General features: G+C 72.4%; 20 protein-coding genes and 1 tRNA gene. 14 read left to right on the forward strand and 7 right to left on the reverse strand.

The window, feature by feature from the left end; all coding sequences use genetic code 11:
- The first annotated feature begins 18 nt into the window (after nucleotides 1-18).
- From FGD68_RS10395 to FGD68_RS10405, 3 genes are all read left to right on the forward strand, one after another.
- Complete coding sequence (locus FGD68_RS10395) at nucleotides 19-1278, forward strand: glycosyltransferase (protein WP_119372442.1); 1260 nt, start codon at nucleotides 19-21, stop codon at nucleotides 1276-1278.
- A gap of 12 nt (nucleotides 1279-1290) precedes the next feature.
- Nucleotides 1291-1364 (forward strand) — tRNA-Ile (locus tag FGD68_RS10400).
- Between the two features lie 348 nt (nucleotides 1365-1712).
- Nucleotides 1713-3905: an acyltransferase family protein gene (locus FGD68_RS10405; RefSeq protein ID WP_119372441.1), complete on the forward strand. Its 2193-nt coding sequence runs from the start codon at nucleotides 1713-1715 to the stop codon at nucleotides 3903-3905.
- 99 nt (nucleotides 3906-4004) lie between these two features.
- Here FGD68_RS10405 and FGD68_RS10410 read toward each other — a convergent pair whose 3' ends face one another.
- Together FGD68_RS10410 and gmd are read right to left on the reverse strand one after the other, a co-directional pair.
- Nucleotides 4005-5000, reverse strand: coding sequence for a GDP-L-fucose synthase family protein (locus FGD68_RS10410; RefSeq protein WP_119372440.1), 996 nt, complete (start codon nucleotides 4998-5000; stop codon nucleotides 4005-4007).
- Nucleotides 4997-6049 carry a GDP-mannose 4,6-dehydratase gene (gmd, locus tag FGD68_RS10415; protein WP_119372439.1) on the reverse strand — a complete coding sequence of 351 codons (1053 nt, stop codon included), beginning with the start codon at nucleotides 6047-6049 and terminating at the stop codon, nucleotides 4997-4999. Before gmd ends, FGD68_RS10410 begins: the two co-directional genes overlap by 4 nt.
- 170 nt (nucleotides 6050-6219) lie before the next feature.
- On the opposite strand from gmd, the gene FGD68_RS10420 reads away from it, so the two are divergent.
- The 8 genes from FGD68_RS10420 (at nucleotide 6220) to FGD68_RS10455 (ending at nucleotide 14243) form a co-directional block, all read left to right on the forward strand.
- Entirely contained in the window at nucleotides 6220-7506 is a 1287-nt protein-coding gene (locus tag FGD68_RS10420; protein ID WP_119372438.1) for a glycosyltransferase family 4 protein, read from the forward strand.
- Nucleotides 7503-8087 carry an LbetaH domain-containing protein gene (locus FGD68_RS10425; RefSeq protein ID WP_119372437.1) on the forward strand — a complete coding sequence of 195 codons (585 nt, stop codon included), beginning with the start codon at nucleotides 7503-7505 and terminating at the stop codon, nucleotides 8085-8087. Before FGD68_RS10420 ends, FGD68_RS10425 begins: the two co-directional genes overlap by 4 nt.
- Before the next feature lie 103 nt (nucleotides 8088-8190).
- Complete coding sequence (locus FGD68_RS10430; RefSeq protein ID WP_119372436.1) at nucleotides 8191-9126, forward strand: polysaccharide pyruvyl transferase family protein; 936 nt, start codon at nucleotides 8191-8193, stop codon at nucleotides 9124-9126.
- Complete coding sequence (locus FGD68_RS10435) at nucleotides 9123-10355, forward strand: glycosyltransferase (RefSeq protein WP_119372435.1); 1233 nt, start codon at nucleotides 9123-9125, stop codon at nucleotides 10353-10355. Before FGD68_RS10430 ends, FGD68_RS10435 begins: the two co-directional genes overlap by 4 nt.
- Nucleotides 10352-11635 (forward strand): putative colanic acid polymerase WcaD, encoded by a 1284-nt coding sequence (locus FGD68_RS10440; protein ID WP_119372434.1) that lies wholly within the window; start codon nucleotides 10352-10354, stop codon nucleotides 11633-11635. Before FGD68_RS10435 ends, FGD68_RS10440 begins: the two co-directional genes overlap by 4 nt.
- Nucleotides 11616-12284 (forward strand): glycosyltransferase family protein, encoded by a 669-nt coding sequence (locus FGD68_RS10445; RefSeq protein WP_237609427.1) that lies wholly within the window; start codon nucleotides 11616-11618, stop codon nucleotides 12282-12284. The genes FGD68_RS10440 and FGD68_RS10445 overlap by 20 nt, the downstream gene beginning before the upstream one ends.
- The gene (locus FGD68_RS10450; RefSeq protein ID WP_104234660.1) at nucleotides 12281-12784 is read left to right on the forward strand and encodes a serine O-acetyltransferase; all 504 of its coding nucleotides are present in this window, start codon (nucleotides 12281-12283) and stop codon (nucleotides 12782-12784) included. The genes FGD68_RS10445 and FGD68_RS10450 overlap by 4 nt, the downstream gene beginning before the upstream one ends.
- 34 nt (nucleotides 12785-12818) lie before the next feature.
- Nucleotides 12819-14243 (forward strand): oligosaccharide flippase family protein, encoded by a 1425-nt coding sequence (locus tag FGD68_RS10455; RefSeq protein ID WP_237609428.1) that lies wholly within the window; start codon nucleotides 12819-12821, stop codon nucleotides 14241-14243.
- Between the two features lie 12 nt (nucleotides 14244-14255).
- On the opposite strand, the gene FGD68_RS10460 is transcribed toward FGD68_RS10455, so the two are convergent.
- From FGD68_RS10460 to FGD68_RS10470, 3 genes are all read right to left on the reverse strand, one after another.
- Nucleotides 14256-15821 (reverse strand): sugar transferase, encoded by a 1566-nt coding sequence (locus tag FGD68_RS10460; protein WP_104234662.1) that lies wholly within the window; start codon nucleotides 15819-15821, stop codon nucleotides 14256-14258.
- 145 nt (nucleotides 15822-15966) lie between these two features.
- Nucleotides 15967-16254: a hypothetical protein gene (locus FGD68_RS10465; RefSeq protein ID WP_119373389.1), complete on the reverse strand. Its 288-nt coding sequence runs from the start codon at nucleotides 16252-16254 to the stop codon at nucleotides 15967-15969.
- 117 nt (nucleotides 16255-16371) lie between these two features.
- A complete protein-coding gene (locus FGD68_RS10470) occupies nucleotides 16372-16575 on the reverse strand; it encodes a cold-shock protein (protein ID WP_012038298.1) in 204 nt (67 codons plus the stop codon).
- Nucleotides 16576-16832: 257 nt separating this feature from the next.
- Here FGD68_RS10470 and FGD68_RS10475 point away from each other — a divergent pair, with 257 nt between their 5' ends.
- A complete protein-coding gene (locus tag FGD68_RS10475; RefSeq protein WP_237609429.1) occupies nucleotides 16833-18503 on the forward strand; it encodes a bifunctional 3'-5' exonuclease/DNA polymerase in 1671 nt (556 codons plus the stop codon).
- 66 nt (nucleotides 18504-18569) lie between these two features.
- Here FGD68_RS10475 and FGD68_RS10480 read toward each other — a convergent pair whose 3' ends face one another.
- Entirely contained in the window at nucleotides 18570-18755 is a 186-nt protein-coding gene (locus tag FGD68_RS10480) for a hypothetical protein (protein ID WP_181036605.1), read from the reverse strand.
- 96 nt (nucleotides 18756-18851) lie between these two features.
- Here FGD68_RS10480 and FGD68_RS10485 point away from each other — a divergent pair, with 96 nt between their 5' ends.
- Nucleotides 18852-19703, forward strand: coding sequence for a DUF1684 domain-containing protein (locus tag FGD68_RS10485; RefSeq protein ID WP_104234665.1), 852 nt, complete (start codon nucleotides 18852-18854; stop codon nucleotides 19701-19703).
- Between the two features lies 1 nt (nucleotide 19704).
- Here the strand turns inward: FGD68_RS10485 and FGD68_RS10490 are convergent, their stop codons facing one another.
- Nucleotides 19705-20307 (reverse strand): PadR family transcriptional regulator, encoded by a 603-nt coding sequence (locus FGD68_RS10490; RefSeq protein ID WP_119372691.1) that lies wholly within the window; start codon nucleotides 20305-20307, stop codon nucleotides 19705-19707.
- A gap of 262 nt (nucleotides 20308-20569) precedes the next feature.
- Between FGD68_RS10490 and FGD68_RS10495 the strand changes: the two genes are divergently transcribed.
- Complete coding sequence (locus FGD68_RS10495) at nucleotides 20570-21088, forward strand: DUF3145 domain-containing protein (protein WP_012038303.1); 519 nt, start codon at nucleotides 20570-20572, stop codon at nucleotides 21086-21088.
- Nucleotides 21089-21129: the final 41 nt, after the last annotated feature.

Here is a 21129-nt window from a genome sequence, read left to right on the forward strand (position 1 = left end):
CCACTGGAGAGACACTTCTTGCCGAACACCTCAGGGCAGACCCCGCGCGAGCCGGCGACCCCCGGTCGACCGCTGCGCATCCTCATCGGCGCGGACACGTTCCCGCCGGACGTGAACGGGGCGGCGCGCTTCGCCGAGCGCCTCGCGGGGGGCCTCGTGCGTCGCGGCCACGAGGTGCACATCGTCGCCCCGGCGGCGAGCCGCAAGCACGGCACGTGGACCGAGGTGCACGACGGCCAGGAGATGACCGCGCACCGCCTGCGCAGCTGGCGCTGGTACCCGCACGACTGGCTGCGGTTCGCGCTGCCGTGGACCGTGAACCAGAACAGCGCCCGGATCCTCGACGCCGTGCAGCCCGACGTCGTGCACTTCCAGTCGCACATCGTCACGGGCCGCGGCCTCAGCATCGAGGCCGAGAAGCGCGGCATCCGCATCATCGGCACCAACCACTTCATGCCGGAGAACATGCTCCAGCACACGCTGCTGCCGGTCGCGTGGCAGGACAAGGCCATCACGATGGCCTGGAAGGCCGCGCGCCGCACCTTCGGGCGCGCCGAGGCCGTCACGACGCCGACGCGCCGTGCCGCCCAGTTCCTCGAGCGCTACACGGGTCTCTCCGGCGTCATCGCCATCTCCTGCGGCATCGACGCGGCGAACTACACGCCCGACTTCTCGCCGCGCACCCGCAACCGCATCGTCTTCGTGGGCCGGGTGACGGGGGAGAAGCAGATCGACGTGCTGCTGCGCGCGTTCGCGATCCTGCCCCAGGCGCTCGACGCCGAGCTCGAGATCGTGGGCGGCGGCGACCAGAAGGCGAACCTCGAGAAGCTCGCCGCCGACCTCGGCATCGCCGACCGCACGACCTTCACCGGCTACGTCTCCGACGAGGAGCTGCGCCGTGCCTACACGCGCGCCACCGTGCTCGCGATGCCGAGCATCGCCGAGCTGCAGTCCATCGTCACGATGGAGGCGATGGCCTCCGCCCTGCCCGTCGTGGCGGCCGACGCCATGGCCCTCCCGCACCTCGTGCACGACGGCGAGAACGGCTACCTCTTCCGTCCCGGCGACGTCGACGACCTCGCGACGAAGCTGCGGCGGGTGCTCGAGCTCCCCGAGGAGGAGCTCCAGCGCATGAAGCGCGAGAGCCTCGCGGTGGTCGCCACGCACGACATCGAGCGCACGATCTCGACGTTCGAGAGCCTGTATCGTGGCGAGTCCGTGGCCGCGCCGGTCACGGACGAGGCACGCGGACGCACGGACGGCCACAGCGCCGTCTAAGCCCACCGTCTCGGGGCGGTAGCTCAGCTGGTCAGAGCAGCGGACTCATAATCCGTCGGTCATGGGTTCAAGTCCCATCCGCCCTACTCCCGCCCGGCCCGGCTCCGCGCGCACCGCCCGGCTCCGCGCGCACCGCCCGGCTCCTCGAGCACGGCCCGACTCCGCGCGCACCGCCCGGCTCCGCGAGCACGGTCCCGTGCGAGAGTCTCATCGGCCCTCCGCGGCCCGTCCGCTCGCCCGCGACCCTCGGATTGGGGTCCGCGCCGCCCTAGCACGGCGCCGCTCAGACCGCCACGGCGATGTCCGCTCTATTACCATGGGTATCGAAATCACCCCGGTCGCGGGGGCCCCGGGGCGCCCGACGACCGCCACCGGCCACCCGCCGACGAGGCGCCAGCGCGCGCGTCGGGCCGCCGCCCACCCGCGAGGACACGATGACGAGCACGCGCCCCAACCGCACGAGCCGACCCACGACGGTCGCGCCGGAGGGATCCAGCACCAGATCGTTCCGCGGCGACATCCAGGGCCTGCGCGCCCTCGCCGTGATCGCGGTCATCCTCGACCACCTGCTCGCCTGGCCGTCCGGCGGATTCCTCGGCGTCGACGTCTTCTTCGTGATCTCCGGCTTCATCATCACGTCGCTCCTGCTGCGCCAGCACGACAAGCGAGGCCGGATCTCGTTCGCCGAGTTCTACCGCAAGCGCGTGAAGCGCATCCTCCCGGCCTCGACCGCGGTGCTGCTCGTCACCGTCCTCGCGAGCTGGATGGTGTTCCTCTCCGGCCGCGCCTCGGCGATCGCGTGGGACAGCGTCGCCGCGTTCTTCTTCGTCGCCAACTGGCGCTTCGCCGCGACCGACACCGACTATTGGGCCGCCGACAGCGCCGTCTCGCCCGTGCAGCACTACTGGTCGCTCGGCGTGGAGGAGCAGTTCTACGTCGTCTGGCCGATCCTCCTCACGCTCGGCCTCGCGCTCTCGCTGCGGTTCCGCGGGCCCGGCCGCTACCGCGGGATCCTCACGGCGATCCTCGTCGTCATCACGGTCGGCTCGTTCGCCTGGGCCATGGCCGACACCGCGGGCAATGCCGCGGTCGCGTACTTCTCCACGCTGTCCCGCGCCTGGGAGCTCGGCGTCGGCGCGCTGCTCGCGGTCGGCACGCCGCTGCTGCGCCGCATCCCGGACGCCGCGCGTCCCGTCTTGGCGTACGCGGGCCTCGCCGTCATCGCCTACGGGCTGTTCGCGCTGAGCAGCGAGTCGCCCATCCCCGCGCCCGGATCCGCGATCCCCGTCGTCGGCGCCGCGCTCGTCATCGCCGGCGGCACCGGCGGCGCCCAGCGCTTCCTCTGGCCACTCACGAACCCGGTCTCGCGCTACCTCGGCGACATCTCGTACTCGCTGTACCTGTGGCACTTCCCGGTCATCGTGATCCTCGCGGCCGTCTCCGACACCGCGGGCCTCGGCTACCCGGTCATCGTGCTCGTGCTCACCCTCGGCCTCTCGGTGCTCTCGTACCACGGCCTCGAGGACCCCATCCGCCGCTCGCACTGGCTCGAGCCCGGCGCCGCGGCGCGGCGCAGGAAGAAGCGGTCGAGGCGCCAAAAGGGCTTCGGCGCGTCCACGGGCACGAAGGTCGCCGCCCTCGGGACGGCCGCGCTCCTCACGGTCACGTTCATCAGCCTCGCCGTCGTCCGGCAGCAGGAGATCCAGGAGGCGTCGCGCATCGCCCCGGGCCCGGCCGCGTCCGGCGAGGCCGACGCCGCTGACCCCGCCGTGCTCGCGGCCGGCGACCTCGGCGCGCTGCAGGTCCAGATCCGGGACGCCCTCGGAGCCACCAGCTGGCCCGCGCTCGACCCGGCGATCGACGGCCTGGAGAAGTCCGCCGTCCCCGTCGAGGACGGCCAGGGCTGCGGCCGCACCGACGTGGCGAACCCGCGCTCCTGCTCCTTCGGCGACAGCAGGAAGCCCACGATCATGGTGCTCGGCGACTCGACCGGCATCACGCTGCTGCCCACGGTGCGGGCGATGTTCGAGGCGACGCACCACATCCGCGGCCTCACCTTCGCCGGCTGCGCCGTCATGGACGTCGAGTGGGACTTCCCCGACGCGTCCACCAAGGGCGGCTGCCTGGACTTCCGGGAGCAGGCGATCGCCGCGATCCAGGAGGAGAAGCCGGAGATCCTGTTCGTCAGCAACAGCTACGGGCAGATCCTCAAGCTCGCATCGAAGGCCACGGGCGACGACGCGGTGGCCGAGTGGTCCACGGGCGTCCAGAGCACGGTGGGCCAGGTCCGGGACAGCGTCGGCAAGGTCGTCCTCGTCTCGTCGCCTCCCACCGGCCAGCCGCTCGAGACCTGCGCCACGAAGGTCTCCACGCCCGCCGACTGCCAGGCCTCCATCCCCGGCGCCTGGAAGGTGGGGGACCGCGCGCAGGAGGACGCGGCCGCCGCGATGGGCATCGCCTACGTCGACACCTCGTCGCTGTTCTGCTGGGAGGAGCGCTGCCCGTCCTTCGTCGGCAGCACGCCCACGAAGCGCGACAGCGTCCACACCACGCCGCAGTACGCGGCCGTCGTCACGCCGGCGTTCCGCCAGATGCTCGACGAGGCGCTGGCGGGCGTCCCGGCCTGATCCACGGGCACGGGCCGGGCGCATCCGCCATCGCCCGCGCGCATGACGACGACGGCCGCCGCGCGGATGCGCGACGGCCGTCGGTCCGTCCGGGCGCATCTACTCCCGCAGCGTCGTGATGTGCTCCCGGTACCACTCGACCGTCGACCGCAGGCCCTCGTCGAGCCCGATGGACGAGGTCCACCCGGCGTCGGCGAGCTTGGACACGTCGAGCAGCTTCTGCGGCGTGCCGTCCGGCTTCGAGGTGTCCCACTCCGTGCGGCCCTCGTAGCCGACGACGCGCGCGATGGTCTCCGCCATCTCGCGGATCGTGACGTCGCTGCCCGTGCCCACGTTGACCTGCTCGGGCCCGTCGTAGTGCTCCAGCAGGTGGAGGCACGCGGCGGCCATGTCGTCGACGTGCAGGAACTCGCGGCGCGGCGTGCCGGTGCCCCAGTTCGTCACCGACTCCGCGCCGGACGCGCGCGCCTCGTCGTAGCGGCGGATGAGCGCGGGTAGCACGTGCGACCCCTGCGGCGAGAAGTTGTCGCCCGGCCCGTACAGGTTCGTCGGCATCGCCGAGATCCACGGCAGCCCGTACTGGCGGCGCACGGCCTGGATCTGCATGATCCCCGCGATCTTCGCGATCGCGTACGCGTCGTTGGTCGGCTCGAGGTGGCCGGTGAGGAGGCTGTCCTCGGTGATCGGCTGCGGCGCGAGCTTCGGGTAGATGCACGAGGAGCCGAGGAACAGGAGGCGGTCGACGCCGTGCGCGAGCGCGGCGTCGAGCACGTTGACCTGGATCCGGAGGTTGTCGCTGAGGAAGTCGACCGGGTAGGTGCTGTTCGCGAGGATCCCGCCGACCTTCGCGGCGGCGAGCACGACGTGGACCGGCTTCTCGGCGGCGAAGAACGCGAAGACCGCGTCGCGGTCCTTGAGGTCGAGCTCGGCGGAGGTGCGGCCGATCACGTCGGTGAAGCCCTCGGCCTCGAGCCGGCGGACGATCGCCGACCCGACGAGCCCGCGGTGGCCGGCCACGTAGACGCGGGCCGAGCGGTCGAGCGGCGCTGGGGTGAACGCGACGGCGTCGCGCTCGTCGGCGGCGGACGTGCTCACGCCTCGACCGCGGTCGGCTCGGCGGTACCCCAGCTCGCGAGCCGCACCGTGTCGATCCACGGGCGCCCCTCGGCCTCGAGCGCGGCGATGTCGGCGTCCACCATGATCCGGGCGAGCATCGTGGTGTCGACCGTGGCCTTCCAGCCCAGCTTCTCCTCGGCCTTCGTGGCGTCGCCCACCAGGGCGTCGACCTCGGTGGGGCGGAGGTACCGCGGGTCGAAGCGCACGTGGTCGGACCAGTCGAGGCCGGCGTGCGAGAACGCGGTCTCGAGGAAGTCGCGCACGGTGAAGTTGCCGCCGGTCGCGAGCACGAAGTCGTCGGGCTCGTCGGCCTGCAGCATCCGCCACATGCCCTCGACGTACTCGGCGGCGTATCCCCAGTCGCGGATGCTGTCGAGGTTGCCGAGGTAGACGTGGTCCTGCGTGCCTGCCTTGATGGCGGCGACCGCGCGCGTGATCTTGCGGGTCACGAAGGTCTCGCCGCGGCGGGGCGACTCGTGGTTGAACAGGATCCCGTTGACGGCGAACATGTCGTAGGCCTCGCGGTAGTTCTTCGTGATCCAGAAGCTGTAGAGCTTCGCGGCCCCGTACGGCGAGCGCGGGTAGAACGGCGTGGTCTCGCTCTGCGGCGGGGGAGTCGCCCCGTACAGCTCGCTCGAGGAGGCCTGGTAGAAGCGGGTCTCGATGCCCGACAGACGCACGGCCTCGAGCAGCCGGATGGTGCCGGTGCCCGTCGTGTCGGCGGTGTGCTCCGGCTCGTCGAAGGAGACGCGCACGTGCGACTGGGCCGCGAGGTTGTAGACCTCGTCGGGCTGGATCTGCATCATCAGCGTCGTGAGGCGCGAGCCGTCGCTCAGGTCGCCGTAGTGGAGGAAGAGCTTCGCGCCCTCCTCGTGCGGGTCCTGGTACAGGTGGTCGATGCGGGACGTGTTGAACGTCGACGAGCGGCGGATGAGGCCGTGGACCTCGTAGCCCTTGGCGAGCAGCAGCTCTGCCAGGTACGAGCCGTCCTGCCCGGTGATGCCGGTGATGAAAGCCTTCTTGGCCATGGATCCCCCCAGATTCTCATGCGATGCGACGCGACGGCGGCGGGGCAGTCGCCCGGCGCGGCCGTCCGTCCGGTCGAATCTAACGTGACCGCGCCGCTCGACGGCAATCGGGGTACGACGCCGGGCGGCCGGTTAACGACATCGAAACCTCCAGGCACCAGAATGGGGCCATGGGGGATTTGAGCACGACCGACGCTGCGCGCACGCAGACGGCGGACCTGGGGGGCCTCACGGTCTGCCTGGTCGGCATCAACTACTGGCCGGAGACCACGGGCATCGCGCCGTACACGACCGCGATGGCCGAGGCGCTCACCGACGCGGGGGCGTCGGTGCACGTGGTCACCGGGATACCGCACTACCCGCAGTGGAAGCTGCAGGACGAGCGGTACGCCGAGGGCGGGCGATGGGAGGAGATGCGCGACGGCGTCCGCATCACCCGCGTCCGCCACACCATCCCGGAGACGCCGGACCTCGCGGGCCGGGCGAAGCTCGAGGCGAGCTTCCTGCGCGGAGCGCTCCGCGAGGTGCGGAGGGACACGAGCGAGGTCGTCATCGCGGTCACGCCGTCGCTCGCCGGCCTCGCCGCCGGAGCGCTCGGGCGCGGACGCCGCCCCTTCGGCGTGCTGGTGCAGGACCTCACGGGCAACGCCGCGGGCGAGTCCGGCACCACAGGGGGTCGCGCATCGCGCCTCATCGCGTCGGGGGAGTACGCGCTCCTCCGCCGGGCCGACCGCATCGGCGTCATCACGCCGCGCTTCGGCGACCTGCTGATCCAGCAGGGCCTGCCCGACGGATCCATATCCGGGCTCCCGAACTTCACGCACATCACGCCGGTGGACGTCTCCACCGCGGCCGCCCGCACCCGGCTCGGCTGGACCCGCGACGCGTTCACCGTGGTCCACACCGGCAACATGGGCATGAAGCAGGGGCTGGAGTCGGTCGTCGAGGCCGCGCGCCTCTCGGACGAACGGGACCTCGGCATCGACTTCGTGCTCGTGGGCGACGGCAACCAGCGGGCCGCCCTCGAGGCGCAGGGTGCCGGGATCCGCTCGCTCCGCTTCGTCCCGCCGCTCGACGGCGACGACTACCCGTACGCGCTGGCCGCGGCCGACGCGCTCCTTCTCAACGAGAAGCCGGGCGTGCGCGAGATGAGCATGCCGTCGAAGCTCACGTCGTACACCAGCAGCCGGCGCCCGATCATCGCCGCGGTCGAGGACGGCGGCATCACCGAGAGCGTCGTGCGCGAGCACGGGGCGGCGGCCATCATCCCGCCGGGCGACCCGGAGCGGCTGCTCCAGGCGGCGCAGGACCTGCGCTGCGACACCGAGGGCGCCGCGGACCTCACCACCGCCGCGCAGCGGATGTACCAGAACCGGTACTCGCCGGTCAGCGCCCACGCCAGGTACGTGCGGTTCGCGCAGTCGCTGGCCACCCTGGGCGCCGGGGTCCGCGCGTGACGGCGGCGCAGGATCCCACGACCGACGTCCAAGTGATCGACCTCTCCCTGGCTCCCGGCGAGCACCAGGCCTGGGACCGCCCGAAGCGGACCGTCTACCTGTGGGCCGTGGTCGAGCTGCTCCTCGTCACGAACCCGTGGCAGATCAGCTCGTCGCTCCGCGTCCGCGCGCTCCGGGCGTTCGGCGCCGAGATCGGCGACGGCGTGGTCTTCCGGCCGCGCACGCGGGTGAGGTTCCCGTGGAAGCTGCGCATCGGCGACCGCTCGTGGATCGGCGAGGGCGTCTGGTTCCACAACCAGGACCTCATCACCGTCGGCCACGACGTCGTCCTCTCCCAGGAGACGATGCTCACCACGGGCAGCCACGCGCACCGGCGCGACATGGCCCTGATCACGCGCCCCATCGTCATCGAGCCGGGAGCGTGGATCACGTCGCGCTGCCTGGTCCTCGGCGGCGCGCACGTGGGCCGCTCGGCGCTCGCCCGGCCGATGACCGTGGTGGCGGGCGACGTGCCCGCGGGCGCGATCGTCTCCGGCACGGACTGCGCGGTCGTCGGTTCGCGCTTCGCCGGACGACGCTGACGCTCACGTCCCCGCGCCTCCGGCGCGCCCGGCGCATCGCGCCCACCTCCCTTTCCGCCGGCCACCGCACCAGCACGTCGCCGCCCCGAACGAAGGCTCCCTCATGAACGGACTCCTGCTCGATCCCTCCATCTCGTCGGCCAACATCGGCGACCAGATCATCCGCGAGAACGTCCTCCGTGCGCTCGACGGCGTGGTGTCGATCACCGGCAGCCTCCCCACGCAGACGCGCCTGACCCGCGACCAGCGCCGGACCGCCGCCGACGCCGAGCTGGCGATCGTGGGCGGCACGAACCTCCTCTCCTCGAACATGCCCTGGTACCGCCAGTGGAAGCTCGACCCGATCGTGGCGCGCAGCCTCAAGCACAAGGTCGTCCTCCTCGGCGTCGGCTGGTGGCAGTACCAGGACGAGCCGAACCGCTACACCACGCGCATGCTCAAGGAGGTCCTCGCCCCCGACCTCGTGCACTCCGTCCGCGACGAGTACACCAAGGTGCGCCTCGAGCGGATGGGCTTCCACGTCGTGAACACCGCGTGCCCGACCATGTGGGGGCTCGACCGGCACAACGGCGTCGAGAGCACGCGCCCCGCGCAGGCGATCCTGACGCTCACCGACTACAACCGCGACGTCGCCGAGGACGAGTGGCTCATCGCCCTCGCCGCCGAACACTACGAGCGCGTCGTCATCTGGCCGCAGTCGATCCGCGACTCCGCATACGCGCGGACCCTGAAGGGCGACTTCACGATCGCGGAGCCGACGCTCGCCGCGTACGACGCGCTGCTGGCCGCCGGCGACTCCGACTACATCGGCACGCGCCTCCACGGCGGCGTCCGCGCGCTCGAGACGGGGGCGTGGGGCGTCATCGTGGCCGTCGACAACCGGGCGCTGGAGATCAGCCGCGACACCGGCCTCCCCGTGCACGCCCGCGGTGAGCGGGACACGATCAGCGCGACGGTCGAGCGCCGCGCGCCGCTGGACGTGCGGCTCCCGTACGACCAGATCACCGCCTGGAAGGCGCAGCTCCCGGTGGCCGGATGAACGGCGCCCCCGCCCCGCAGCCGGACTCCGCGGGCCCGACTCTCCGCGTCCTGCACCTCAGCGTGCGGCTCGGCGAGGGCGGTGCGGCCGGCGTCGCGCGGACGCTGATGCACGAGCTGGCCGAGATGGGCGTGGACGGCTCGTTCGCCTACGGCTACGGCCCCGGCGGTCGCGACTCCGGCGGAGCGCACGCCCGCTCGTCGCTCCGCGTCACGTCCCGCCCGCGCGCGGCCCTCAACATGGCGGCGCACCTCGTGGTCGGCACCGAGGTCGTGCGTCCGGCGGCCGGCCGACGCGAGGAGCTGCGCGCGGCCATCGCGGCCGCCGACGTCGTGCACCTGCACATCGTCCACAGCTACTGGCTGCCGCCGAGGTGGCTGTTCCGCGAGATCGCCGCCGCCGGCACGCCTGTGGTGTGGACGTTGCACGACCAGTGGATCATGACGGGCCGCTGCGCCCAGCCCGGCACGTGCCGGCTCTGGGAGGACGGCTGCCCGCGCTGCCCGGACCTGGCGGCCTACCCGCCCGCCCGCGTCGACAACGCCGCGCGCGTCTTCACCCGCAGGCGCGACGACATCGCCGCCCTCCGCCGAGCCGTGCCCTCCGCCGTGGTGGCCTGCGCGCACTGGCTCGCCGCCGAGGCCGCCACGGCGGGCTTCGACGACGTGCGGACGATCACGAACTCCGTCGACCGCGCGTTCTGGTCGGAGGCGACGGCGTCACGGGTACCATCGGACGCGCCGCGCTCGGGGGCGCTGTTCATCTGCCGCGACCTCCGGGATCCGGCGAAGGTCGACTGGGACGCGCTCCGTGCCATCGCCGCGGACACGACCGAAGGGCTCACCATCATGGGAGACGACGCACCCGAGGACGCACCCGGCGCCGCGCGCCTGCCCGCCACGGGCGACCGCGTCGAGCTGGCGCGGGTGATGCGCCGCCACGACCGCCTCGTCTTCACCTCCCGGGTCGACTACTTCCCGCTCACCGTCTCCGAGGCGCTCACGGCGGGCATGCGGGTCTTCGCCGTCGACTCGCCGGCCATCCGCGAGTTCGGCGACCACCCGGACGTCACGGTGGTGGGCACGGGATCCGAGCTCGCGGCGGCGCTCCTCGCGGACGAGCGCGCGGGCGACCGGGCGGATCGCGAGACGCGCGATGTCCGCCGCTTCGACCCCCGCCGCATGGCCGACGAGTACCGCGCCGTGTACGAGGAGCTGGTGTCCGCGTGACCCGCGGCTACCGGCGCGAGGCGTGGCTGATGGGCATCGCCATCATCGGCCAGCACTTCATGATCGTCCAGGCCGCCGGCTACCCCGTCACGCTCGGCCTGGTGGTGGGCGTGCCCCTCATCCTCGTGCTGTCGCGCGGCGGGTACGCGAGCCGCCTCATCCTCGCGCTGTGCGCGGTCGTGGCGCTCACGGCGTCGGCGGCGCTCATGACCGGCATGGAGGGCAGCGATCCGCTGTCGTTCCTGCGCACGCTGGCCCTGTTCATCCTCGCAGTCATCGTGATCGTGGCCGGATCCTCAGGGCTGGACCCCGGGTTCATCGGCTCGAGGGCCTTCTCCACCGCGATCTCCGTCACCCTGCTGCTGGTCGTCGGCCTGTCCGTCCTCCAGGTGGCCGCGGGGACGCTCGGCAGCGAGGCGTTCTTCAACGTGTTCGGGCGCTTCCAGTACCTGTACCAGTACCAGCCCTACCTCCAGTTCAACCCCGTCCCGCGCGCGCAGGGCTTCTTCCTGGAGCCGTCCTACGACGCGTTCGTGATCGGCACCCTCACCCTCATCTCGCTGCTCACCGGCCGCCACTTCCGCGGCACCATCGCGGTCGGCATCCTCGGAGTCCTCATGTCGCGCTCGGCGACGGGCCTCCTGCTGCTCCTCATCATCGGCGTCGTCGTCGCGCTCCGCTCCCGACCCGGTGCGAGCATCGTCGTCCTCAGCGGCCTCGCGGTCGTGGGCGTCGCCAGCGGCACGTACCTCCAGTCGCGCCTCGAGAGCTTCAGCACCTCCGGGTCCAGCACGAACTACCGGCTCGTGGCGCCGCTGCAGGTCCTCGGGGACACGCTGCTGCACACGCCCATCGGCCACGCCCTCGGCTCGGTGTCGAACATCCTGCTGGGCTACGACCTGTACAACGGCGCGGAGCTCGGCACCTCGCTCGACAACGGCCTCTACGTGCTGGTGTTCTACTTCGGCTGGATCGGGCTGGTGCTCATCGCGGCCCTCGCCGTCATGGCGCTGCGGGCGATGCTGCGCAGCGGCCGCTCCACCTGGGGAGCCGTGGCCCCGCTGTGGCTGTTCGGGACCCTATTCTTCTCCGGCGGGATCATGCTGCCCGAGTACGCCGTCATGACCGCCCTCCTCATCGCGACGCTCGTCGCCTGCAACGAAAGCCTGGTCGCTCCCCATGCCGGTACCCCCTCCGCTCCTGTCCGTCGTCGTGGTCACCTTCCGGGACCTGCCGGGGCTCGGCAGCACGCTCCGGTCGGTGCGCCAGCTCGTCCATGACGCGGGCGACGCGATCGAGGTCATCGTCGTCGACGGCGGCACGGGGGAGGGGCTCGACGACGTCGTGAGCTCCTCGGGCGTCCCGGTCGACCTCTCGAGCGGGCCCGACGACGGCATCTACGACGCGATGAACGAGGGCATCTCCCGCTCGACGGGCAGGTTCGTCTGGTTCCTCAACGGCGGCGACCGGTCGCACGTCGAGTCCTGGGAGCTGCTGTCCGGCATCCTGCGCGCCGCGGGCGACGACGAGCTGCTCCTCGGCGACTACCTGCTCGACACCGGGCGCGGCGAGATCCTGCGGAAGGCACGACCGCCCATCTACATCCACCACGGGCTGCCCACCTCCCATCAGGCGATCCTCTATCCCGGCTCCCGCATCCGCGGCGCCCGTTACGACCTCCGCTTCAGCGTCGTCGGCGACTACGAGCTCACGGCCCGGCTGCTGCGATCGGGCGTCCGCCCGGTCGTCGTGCACGTGCCCCTGGCGGTGTTCGCGGCCGGCGGCATGTCGCAGGTGCGCGCCAAGGAGATCGCCGTCGAGGCGGCGCGGGTGCAGGCGGAGACGCTGCGCACGCCCGTGCCGGTCCGCTGGGCGAGCAGGGCGCTGCACACGGCGAGCCGCATCCGGCGCACGGTGCAGACGTCGTGAGCGCCCCCGACGAGCGCGGCCGCTGGGCGGCGGACCGCGCGCGCTACGGCCGCAGGGCGTGGCTCCTGCAGCCGTCCTTCTGGGCCGTGTCCGTCTACCGGTACGGACGCTGGACCCGCACGTGCTCGCGGGCCGTGCGCCTGCCCGCCCACGTGCTGTACGTCGGGCTCTACAGCGTGGTGCGGCTCGTGACCGGCATCGACATCCCGCGCTCGGTCGAGATCGGGCCGGGCATCATGATCCACCACTTCGGCACGGTCATCGTCCACCCGCATGCGCGCATCGGCGCCCGCTTCACGATGCGGCACGGCGTCACCATCGGCGCCAAGAAGGGCGACGACGTGCCGGTCATCGGAGACGACGTGCAGGTGGGCGCGTTCGCCCAGATCCTCGGTCCCATTCGCGTGGGCGACGGCAGCACCATCGGCGCCATGACCCTGGTGCTGCGCGACGTCCCCGCAGGCGCCACCGTGGTCGGCGTCCCGGGACGCGTGCTGTGACCGGACGAACTGCCGCCGCCCGGCCGAGCGCGCGATGAGCGCCGACGACCGCGCGGCCCGGGGCGCCCGGAGCCGCGACTCCTCGGTGTGGCCGCTCGCCGCGCAGGCCGTCATCGCCGCCGTCGGCCTCGTCGCCGCGACGCTCGCCGCCCGGCTCCTGGGCCCGTCCGACTACGGCGTCTACTTCCTCGCCCTCACCGTCACGGCGTGCGTCGCGGTCCTGTTCGACATCTGCGTCCCGCAGGCCGTGCTCACGCACACGCCCGGCTACCTCGAGTCCGCGCGCACGTGGCGCCGCATGGCCGTGGTCGTTGCCGCGGCCGCCGCGGCGCTCACGGCAGCCGTCGCGCTCGCGGTCGGCTCATCCCTGGACGCCGACGCGATGTGGGTGGTCCTCTGCGCCGCGCTGCCCATCACGATGGCGTCCATGACGCCTCGCGCCTTCCTCATCGCGGCCCGGCAGCTCCGCTACGTCTCGCTCGTCGACCTCTCGAGCGTGCTCGTCGGCAACGTCGTCGCGATCGGCGCCCTCCTCCTCACGGACAGCCTGTGGGCGGCCGCGAGCAGCCAGCTCGTCATCGCGGCGGTGCGCTGGCTGGCGTTCGAGGCCGCCTGGATCCGGCGCGGACGGGCCGACCTGCCCGCGCGCGTCCCCGTCCGCCCGGCCGTGCGTCAGCTCTACACGTCGATGCACGGCACCTACCAGAGCCAGCTCGCCGGATTCGCCGCCCGCAACGGCGACAACCTGCTCGTCAGCATCCTTCTCGGCCCGGTCGCCCTCGCGCAGTACTCGCGCGCGTACTCGTTCCTCATCGGGCCCCTCCAGCAGGCGCAGCAGGCGCTGAACCCCATGGCCATCCGCGACCTCGCGGTGGCGCGGCTGGCCGGTCGCGCCGACGACCAGCTCCGGCGCCTCGCGGCCGTCGTCATCGCCGTCGGCGTGCCGTTCGCGCTCGCGATCTCCCTCAGCGGCCCGCACCTCGTGCAGGTGCTCCTGGGCGACGAGTGGCGCACGGCGGGAGCACTCATGCCGCTGTCCTGGGGGCTCGCGGCGTCGATGATCGTCGCCATCCCGGCACGGTGGGCCCTCGTCGCCGGCCACCGCTCACGGGCTCTGACGGTGGACGCCGTCCTCAACTACACCGTGCTCGCGGGCGTGGTCGTCGGCGCGCTCACCGGCGGCCTCGCCGGCGTGCTCGTGATCAACTCGTTCATCGTCTCGCCCGCCATCACCATCACCGCGTGGTGCATGCTCGGCGCGGTGCCCCGTCGGCTGTTCCTCGCGCGCCTGCTGCCCCTGGCGATCGGGCTCGGCGGCCTCACCGCCCTCGTCTGCATCGTGGTCGGCGAGCTCGTCGACTCCAGCCTCATCGAGACCGTCCTCGACCTCGGCATGGGCGAGATCATCGCGGTGCTCGCGTTCGCCGCCATCATGCGCCGACGGCGGCGCGCGTACTGAGCGCGGACCCGCTCAGTAGGCCCCCTCACGCTGCAGCACGGCCTTCGCCGTCTTCCACAGGATGACGAGATCGCCCACGATCGACCAGTTCTCCACGTAGTAGAGGTCGAGCCGGACGCTGTCCTCCCACGAGAGGTTCGACCGGCCGCTCACCTGCCAGAGCCCCGTGATGCCCGGCTTCACGAGGAAGCGCCGGTGCACCTTGGTCTCGTAGGCCTCCACCTCGCGGGCAAGCGGCGGGCGCGGCCCCACGAGCGACATGCTGCCGTTGAGGACGTTCACGAGCTGCATCAGCTCGTCCAGGCTGTAGCGGCGGAGGAACCGGCCGATCGGCGTCACCCGCGGGTCGTCCTTCATCTTGAACAGCACGGAGTTGCCCGCGTCGCGCGACTGCTTCTCGAGCTCCAGCAGACGCGCCTCCGCGTCCGTCACCATGGTGCGGAACTTCAGCATCTGGAACGCGCGCCCGTTGATGCCCACGCGCTCCTGGCGGAAGAGGACGGGACCCGGGGTGCTCAGCCGGACGGTCATCGCGATGGCGAGGAACAGGGGCGAGGCGAGGACGAGGATCAGCGTGCTCGCGACGATGTCGAACGCCCGCTTGGCGAAGAGCTTCGTGCCCTCGTAGCGCGGGGTCTCCACGTGGATGAGCGGGAGGCCCGCGACGGGTCGGGTGTGGATGCGGGGACCGCCGATGTCGGTGAGGCTCGGCGCGACCACGAGGTGCTGGCGACCGGGCTCCAGCGACCAGCTGAGCTCGCGGATCCGCTCCGGCGACAGCTCGTCGTTGCTGGCGATGACGACGGTGTCCGCGTCGACCGCGCGCATCGCGGCCTGCAGGTCGTCGAGCTTGCCGAGGACGGGGATCCCGGTGCCCGGCAGCGTCGCCGCGATGACGCCCGAGGGGATGCACGCACCGACGACGTGGTAGCCGGCGTAGGGCTGGCGCGCGAGCTCGCGGGCCAGGAAGCCCGTCGAGGCCTCGGATCCGATCAGCAGCACGCGGGACGAGTAGCGGCCCTTGGCGCGCTGCACGTTGAGCCACTGCCGCCACATCCACCGGCTGAGCACGAGGGTCACGAGCCCGAGCGGCAGCGCGATGATGATGTAGCCGCGGGCGAAGTCGATGCGACCGAGGAAGGCCACGATGGCGAGCAGCCCGAAGAGCCGCACGGTGGCGTCGAGGATCAGCCGGTACTCCTGCGGCCCCGTGCCCAGAACGCGGTAGCCGCGGGTGCCGTACAGGCCGAGGGCCACCATCCAGCTCGCGATGATCACGAGCGAGATGAGCGAGTAGCTCACGGCGACGCCCTCGAAGTCGCCGTTGAAGGCGACGTCGGAGGTCTCGAACCCGAACCACGCGATCTGGACGCCGAAGACCACCCAGATGAGGACGAGGAGATCCGTGACGACGAGCCCGAGCGCATAGGTGCGTCGCCAGTCGTGGGCCCTGAGGCCGTCCGCCTCGGTGAGCGGCCCTGCGTCGGCGCGCAGGCCCTTCGCGGACCTGTCCGTGATGCGCCGACGTGCGCCGGTCTCCCGTGCTGCGGTGTCGTGCGCGGTCTTCTGTTCGATCATCGTCCCCCCAAGCCGATGGTGCGTCCCCCTGAGGCACCGTCGGCTCTTGGGATCGAGACTACAGGCGTTGCCGTCGATGCTCGGCGGCGGGTCCATGACGGGCCGCCGGGACGGACCCTCGGGGGACAGCAGGGGGCTGGGCGGATCAGATCCGGGTCCAGGCGCCTCCGTCGCGACGCGTGATGCTCGCCCGGGGGATCTCGACGAGCCGGGCCGCACGAGCGCGGACCTCGCCCGCGATGCGCTCGGCCGCCGCGTCGTCGTCCGCGGTGAACCGGACCGTGAGCCGGGGCTCGCCGCGCACGACCTGGATGTCGTTCGCCTCGACGGTGGCGATGCGGGCGGCCTCGGTGGCAGCGGCCGGGAGGACGGCGGCGGGATCGGCGCCCGGTCGCAGCGCGCCGACGGTCATGGTGATGCGGTAGGAGGGCACGGTCCATGGTGGCGCACGCGCGGACGTCGCGTTAAATGGAGAACGGCTCCGACCACATGGTCGAAGCCGTTCTCGGAAGCTCAGCGTGCTGCGCTCACCAGAGGCGAGCGGGTGGCATTAGAGCGGGCGGATGTTCTCAGCCTGGGGACCCTTGGGGCCCTGGGCGACCTCGAACTCGACCTTCTGGTTCTCGTCGAGCGACTTGTAGCCGCCCGTCGCGATCGCGGAGTAGTGAGCGAACACATCCGCGGTTCCGTTGTCGGGAGCGATGAAGCCGAAGCCCTTTTCAGCGTTGAACCACTTGACGGTGCCTGTTGCCATGACGAAATTTCCTTCAAAAAGAGATGCATCGATCCCGGGACCCGGGACCGCGGGTCGCCTGCCCCTCGTGACCCCTCCGGCGGACCGGGCGGATCGTGAGGACCTGACGACTTGTCACCAACCCTAGCGGGTGAAACCGCGCCGGCGGGGGATGCGCGCACATTCCCGTCGGGTGTTTCCCTCCGTGACGCCATGCGGGGGAGCGGCGCGGAGCCGGCCGGCGGTCCGACGTCGGACGTGCGCGGGATGATGGGGGCATGCACATCCTGGTCGCGCGGACGCCCTCCGGCGTCCGGCTGGTCGACCTCGACGCGACCGGGACCGTCACAGGGACCCGCGACGTCCCCTCCGCCGAGTGGCCCGCGGTGGCCGCCGCCCGCGAGCGGGACGCGCCCTCCCCGCGTTGGGTCTGGGACGACACGGCGTCGTGGGCCCGGAGCCTCATCGCCGCTGGCGTGCGCGTCGCGCGCTGCCACGACCTCCGGCTCTGTCATGCGATCCTCCGGCTCTCGACGCAGACCGCCGACAGCGAGCTCGCGCGGCTGCCCGCCGGCCACTGGGACCGGGCTGCCCCGTCCGAGCGGGAGCCGTCCGCGTCCGCCACGCTCTTCGACGACCTCGACACCTCCGACGGCCGAACGTCGGACGAGCTGATCGCCGAGCTCCGCCTCCAGCTCGACGCGGTCGCGGCCAGCGCGGAGCCCGGCCGCCTGAGACTCCTCCTCGCGGCGGAGTCGGCGGGCGCCCTCGTGGCCGCGGAGATGTCCGCCGACGGGCTGCCCTGGGACACGGCCATCCACGACGCGCTCCTGGTCGACCTGCTCGGCGGACGGCCCGCGCACGGCGGAGCGCCTCCCGCGCTCCTGCGGCTCGCGGCGCGCATCCGGGAGATCCTCCGAGCGCCTGACCTCAACGTCGACAGCCCGCCCGACGTGCTCCGCGCCCTGCGCCGCGCCGGCATCGACGCCGCAAGCACCCGGCAGTGGGAGCTGCAGGAGATCGACCACCCCGTCATCGCGCCGCTGCTCGAGCACAAGAAGCTCTCCCGCCTGCTCACGGCCAACGGGTGGACATGGATGGAGACGTGGATCCGCGACGGCCGCTTCCACCCCGAGTACGTGCCGGGCGGCGTCGTCACGGGGCGCTGGGCAGCCAGCGGCGGCGGAGCGCTGCAGCTGCCGCGGCAGATCCGGTCCGCCGTCCGCGCGGATCCCGGCTGGCGGCTCGTGGTGGCCGACGCCGCCCAGCTCGAGCCGCGCGTGCTCGCCGCGCTGGCGGAGGACCGCGCCATGGCCGACGCGGGTCGCGGCACCGACCTCTACCAGGGCCTCGTCGACGCCGGCGTCGTGGACACCCGCGCGCACGCCAAGGTCGCGATGCTCGGCGCCATGTACGGCGCCACCTCCGGCGAGAGCGGGCGCCTGATGCCGCGGCTCGTCCGGGCATACCCGCGCGCAACCGGCTACGTGGAGCGCGCGGCGCGGGCGGGCGAGAGCGGGGCCGTCGTGAGCACCCGACTCGGCAGGTCCTCGCCGCCGCCAGGCGACGCGTGGGTCGACGTGCAGCAGATCGGCCGCGCGGGTGAGGCGTCCAGCTCCGACGCGGCACGTGCGCGCACGTCCGCCCGCGACCAGGGCCGGTTCACCCGCAACTTCGTCGTCCAGGGCAGCGCCGCCGAGTGGGCGCTCTGCTGGCTCGCCGGGCTCCGGCGCCGCCTCGCCGCGATGGAGCGGCCCGGATCCCGCCCGCACCTCGTCTTCTTCCTCCACGACGAGGTCATGGTGCACGCGCCGGACGACCGCGTCGACGAGGTCCGCGTGGCCGTGTCCGAGGCCGCCGCGGAGGCCGGCCGTCTGCTGTTCGGCGACGCGCCCGTCGACTTCCCCGTCACGATCGCCGTGGTCGACGACTACGCGCAGGCGAAGTGAGACGAGCCCGGACGTGACGACGCCCGGTCCCTCGTGGGACCGGGCGTCGCTCGCAGGTGGGGAGGATCAGCCGCCGGAGGCGACGTCGCCCGAGTGATCGTCGCCCTCGCCCGTGTTGCTGCCCGACCCGTCGGGGGTGGGTCCGTCCGAGCCGCTCTCGGTCGTGACCGAGGTGGAGGTCTCGACGTGCTCCTCGGTGTGCGTCGTCGTGCCGTCGTCGTCGGTCGAGGTGCTCTCGTGATCTGTGCTCATGCCCCGAACGTACGCTCGCGGTGCGCCACGGGGAACCCCGCCCGCCCGACGCGCTCCCGACTTGGCCGGCGCCCCCCTGGCCGCGAGGATGGGTCCATGACCGATCCCGCCACCGCCGCCCCCGCTCCCACCGACCCGGCGGAGGTGCTCGCCGTCTACCGCTCGCGACGCGAGCAGATGGTGGTCCTGCCCCAGGGCAACCTGGCCCTCGTCAACACGCAGTGGATCTCCCACGACGCCGCGCCGCAGCCCGTCTACGGGATCCCCGGCACCTGGGCGCCGCTCGAGCCCGGCGTCTCCGGCCTCCGGGTGCGCGCGACCGCGTCGGACGGCCTGCACGTCGACGGCGTCCTCGTCGACGGCGAGGCGATCGTGCGCGGCCGCGACGACCCGCGGCCGTCCTCCGTCGTCGCCAGCGACACCGTGTCGGCGTTCGTCATCGCGAGCGAGGAGGGGACGTACGCGCTCCGCGTCTGGGACGCGCAGTCCGACGCGATCCGCGACTTCGGCGGCATCGACGCCTTCCCCTACTCCGAGGAGTGGGTCGTCACGGCCGACTTCACGCCCATCGAGGGCGGCCGCGCGATGGGCTTCGAGCACCTCAAGGACGACGGCGCCACCAAGGACAAGGTCGTGCCCGGCGAGATCACGTTCACCAAGGACGGGGTCGACTACTCGCTGGCCGCCTTCCGCGAGGGCCGCGCGCTCCTGCTGGTCTTCTCGGACGCCACGAGCGGCGAGTCCACGTACGGCGTGGGCCGCTTCCTCATGGTCGCGCCGTCGCCGGACGGCACGATCACGCTCGACTTCAACCGCGCCTACCTGCCCCCGTGCGCGTTCAGCTACAACTTCAACTGCCCGATGCCGCCCAAGCAGAACCGCTTCGCCGTGCCCATCGAGGCGGGGGAGAAGAACGTGCTCGCGAAGGGCGGCGGCCTCCTGCACTAGGTCAGTGCGCGGATCCGCCCGGGTGGCGCGCGGGACGTCCTCGGCGGGGCGCCTCGGCCAGTCCGGCGGGTCCCGCGCCCGTCGCGCGGGCGTCCCCGATGCGGCGCTCGGCCGCGTCGAGGAATGTCAGCCGGGCGGCCACCTGCGCCTCCTGCGCATCCACCGCGAGCAGGCGCGCGATCGCGACCTCGCCGACGTCCGCCTCGAGCTCCGAGCGGATCCGCGCGAGCTCGGCCGCTTCGGTCAGCGAGCCCTCCCGCTGGGCCCGCACGACCTCGAGGGCGTCGCCCGAGGGGAGCGACAGCGCGAGCGCGACCTTCACCGGCAGCTCGTCGCGAGCCCCGACGGGGCTGACGGTCGACGCCAGCCACGCCTCGACCTCCGCGTCCCCGGCCCGGGTGATCGTGTACGGCACGTGACCCGCCTCGTCCGTGGCGCCCTTGACGACCATGCCGTCGCGCTCCAGCCGGTCGAGGGTGTTGTAGATCTGGCCGACGTTGAGGGGCGCTGAGGTGCCCGTCCGTCGTGAGAACTCGGTCCGCAGCTGGTAGCCGTAGCAGGTGCCCTCCGTGAGGATGGCGAGGAGCGCGTGCCGCACCGACATGCCCGCCCCGTCTCCCGGCCACGGCTGGCCGACACCTGGAGCATAGGCATTCCCGGAATGCATCGCGGTCGGACCCGCCGCATCCGCGGAAGCGCGCGCGAACCCGCTGCGGCGCGTCGTCACCCGCATGTTGCCCGCGCACAGGATCACCCGCCATGATGGGACCCGTCGGCGCTCGCGCCGGCCGCACCGGCAGGTGTGGAGCTCGTCCATCGCACGCAGATCGTTGGGGAAGACGCATCTGATCGGATGGAGGAGACCCATGGAAGCACCCGTCGCCAACTCAAGACCGGCTCGAGGAGTGCTCTACGTGCACTCCTCCCCTCGCGCGCTCTGCCCCCATGTCGAATGGGCCGCCGGTCGTGCGCTCGGTCACGCCGTGAACTTCACGTGGGACCCGCAGCCCGTGCTGAAGGGCGCCATGCGCGCGGAGTACTACTGGGAGGGCCCGGAGGGATCCGGCGCCGCCATCGCCAGCGGCCTCCGCGGCTGGGAGCACCTGCGCTACGAGGTCACCGAGGACGCCGGACCCGGCCGCGACGGCGGACGCTGGATGCACACTCCCGACCTCGGCGTCTTCTTCGCCCAGACCGACACGGCCGGCAACACCGTCATCCCCGAGGACCGCATCCGCTACGCCCTCGACGTCGCGGGATCCAACACGCTGGAGCTCCACCGCGAGCTCCGCCTCGCCATGGGCCAGGCCTGGGACGACGAGCTGGAGGCGTTCCGCCACGCGAGCGACTTCAGCCCCGTCGTCTGGCTGCACAAGGTCGGCTGACCCGCACCCCGCCGGGCGCGCGGCTCCTCCCCGCCCGCCCC

The organism is Clavibacter californiensis, assembly GCF_021952865.1.
GTDB classification, from domain to species: domain Bacteria; phylum Actinomycetota; class Actinomycetes; order Actinomycetales; family Microbacteriaceae; genus Clavibacter; species Clavibacter californiensis.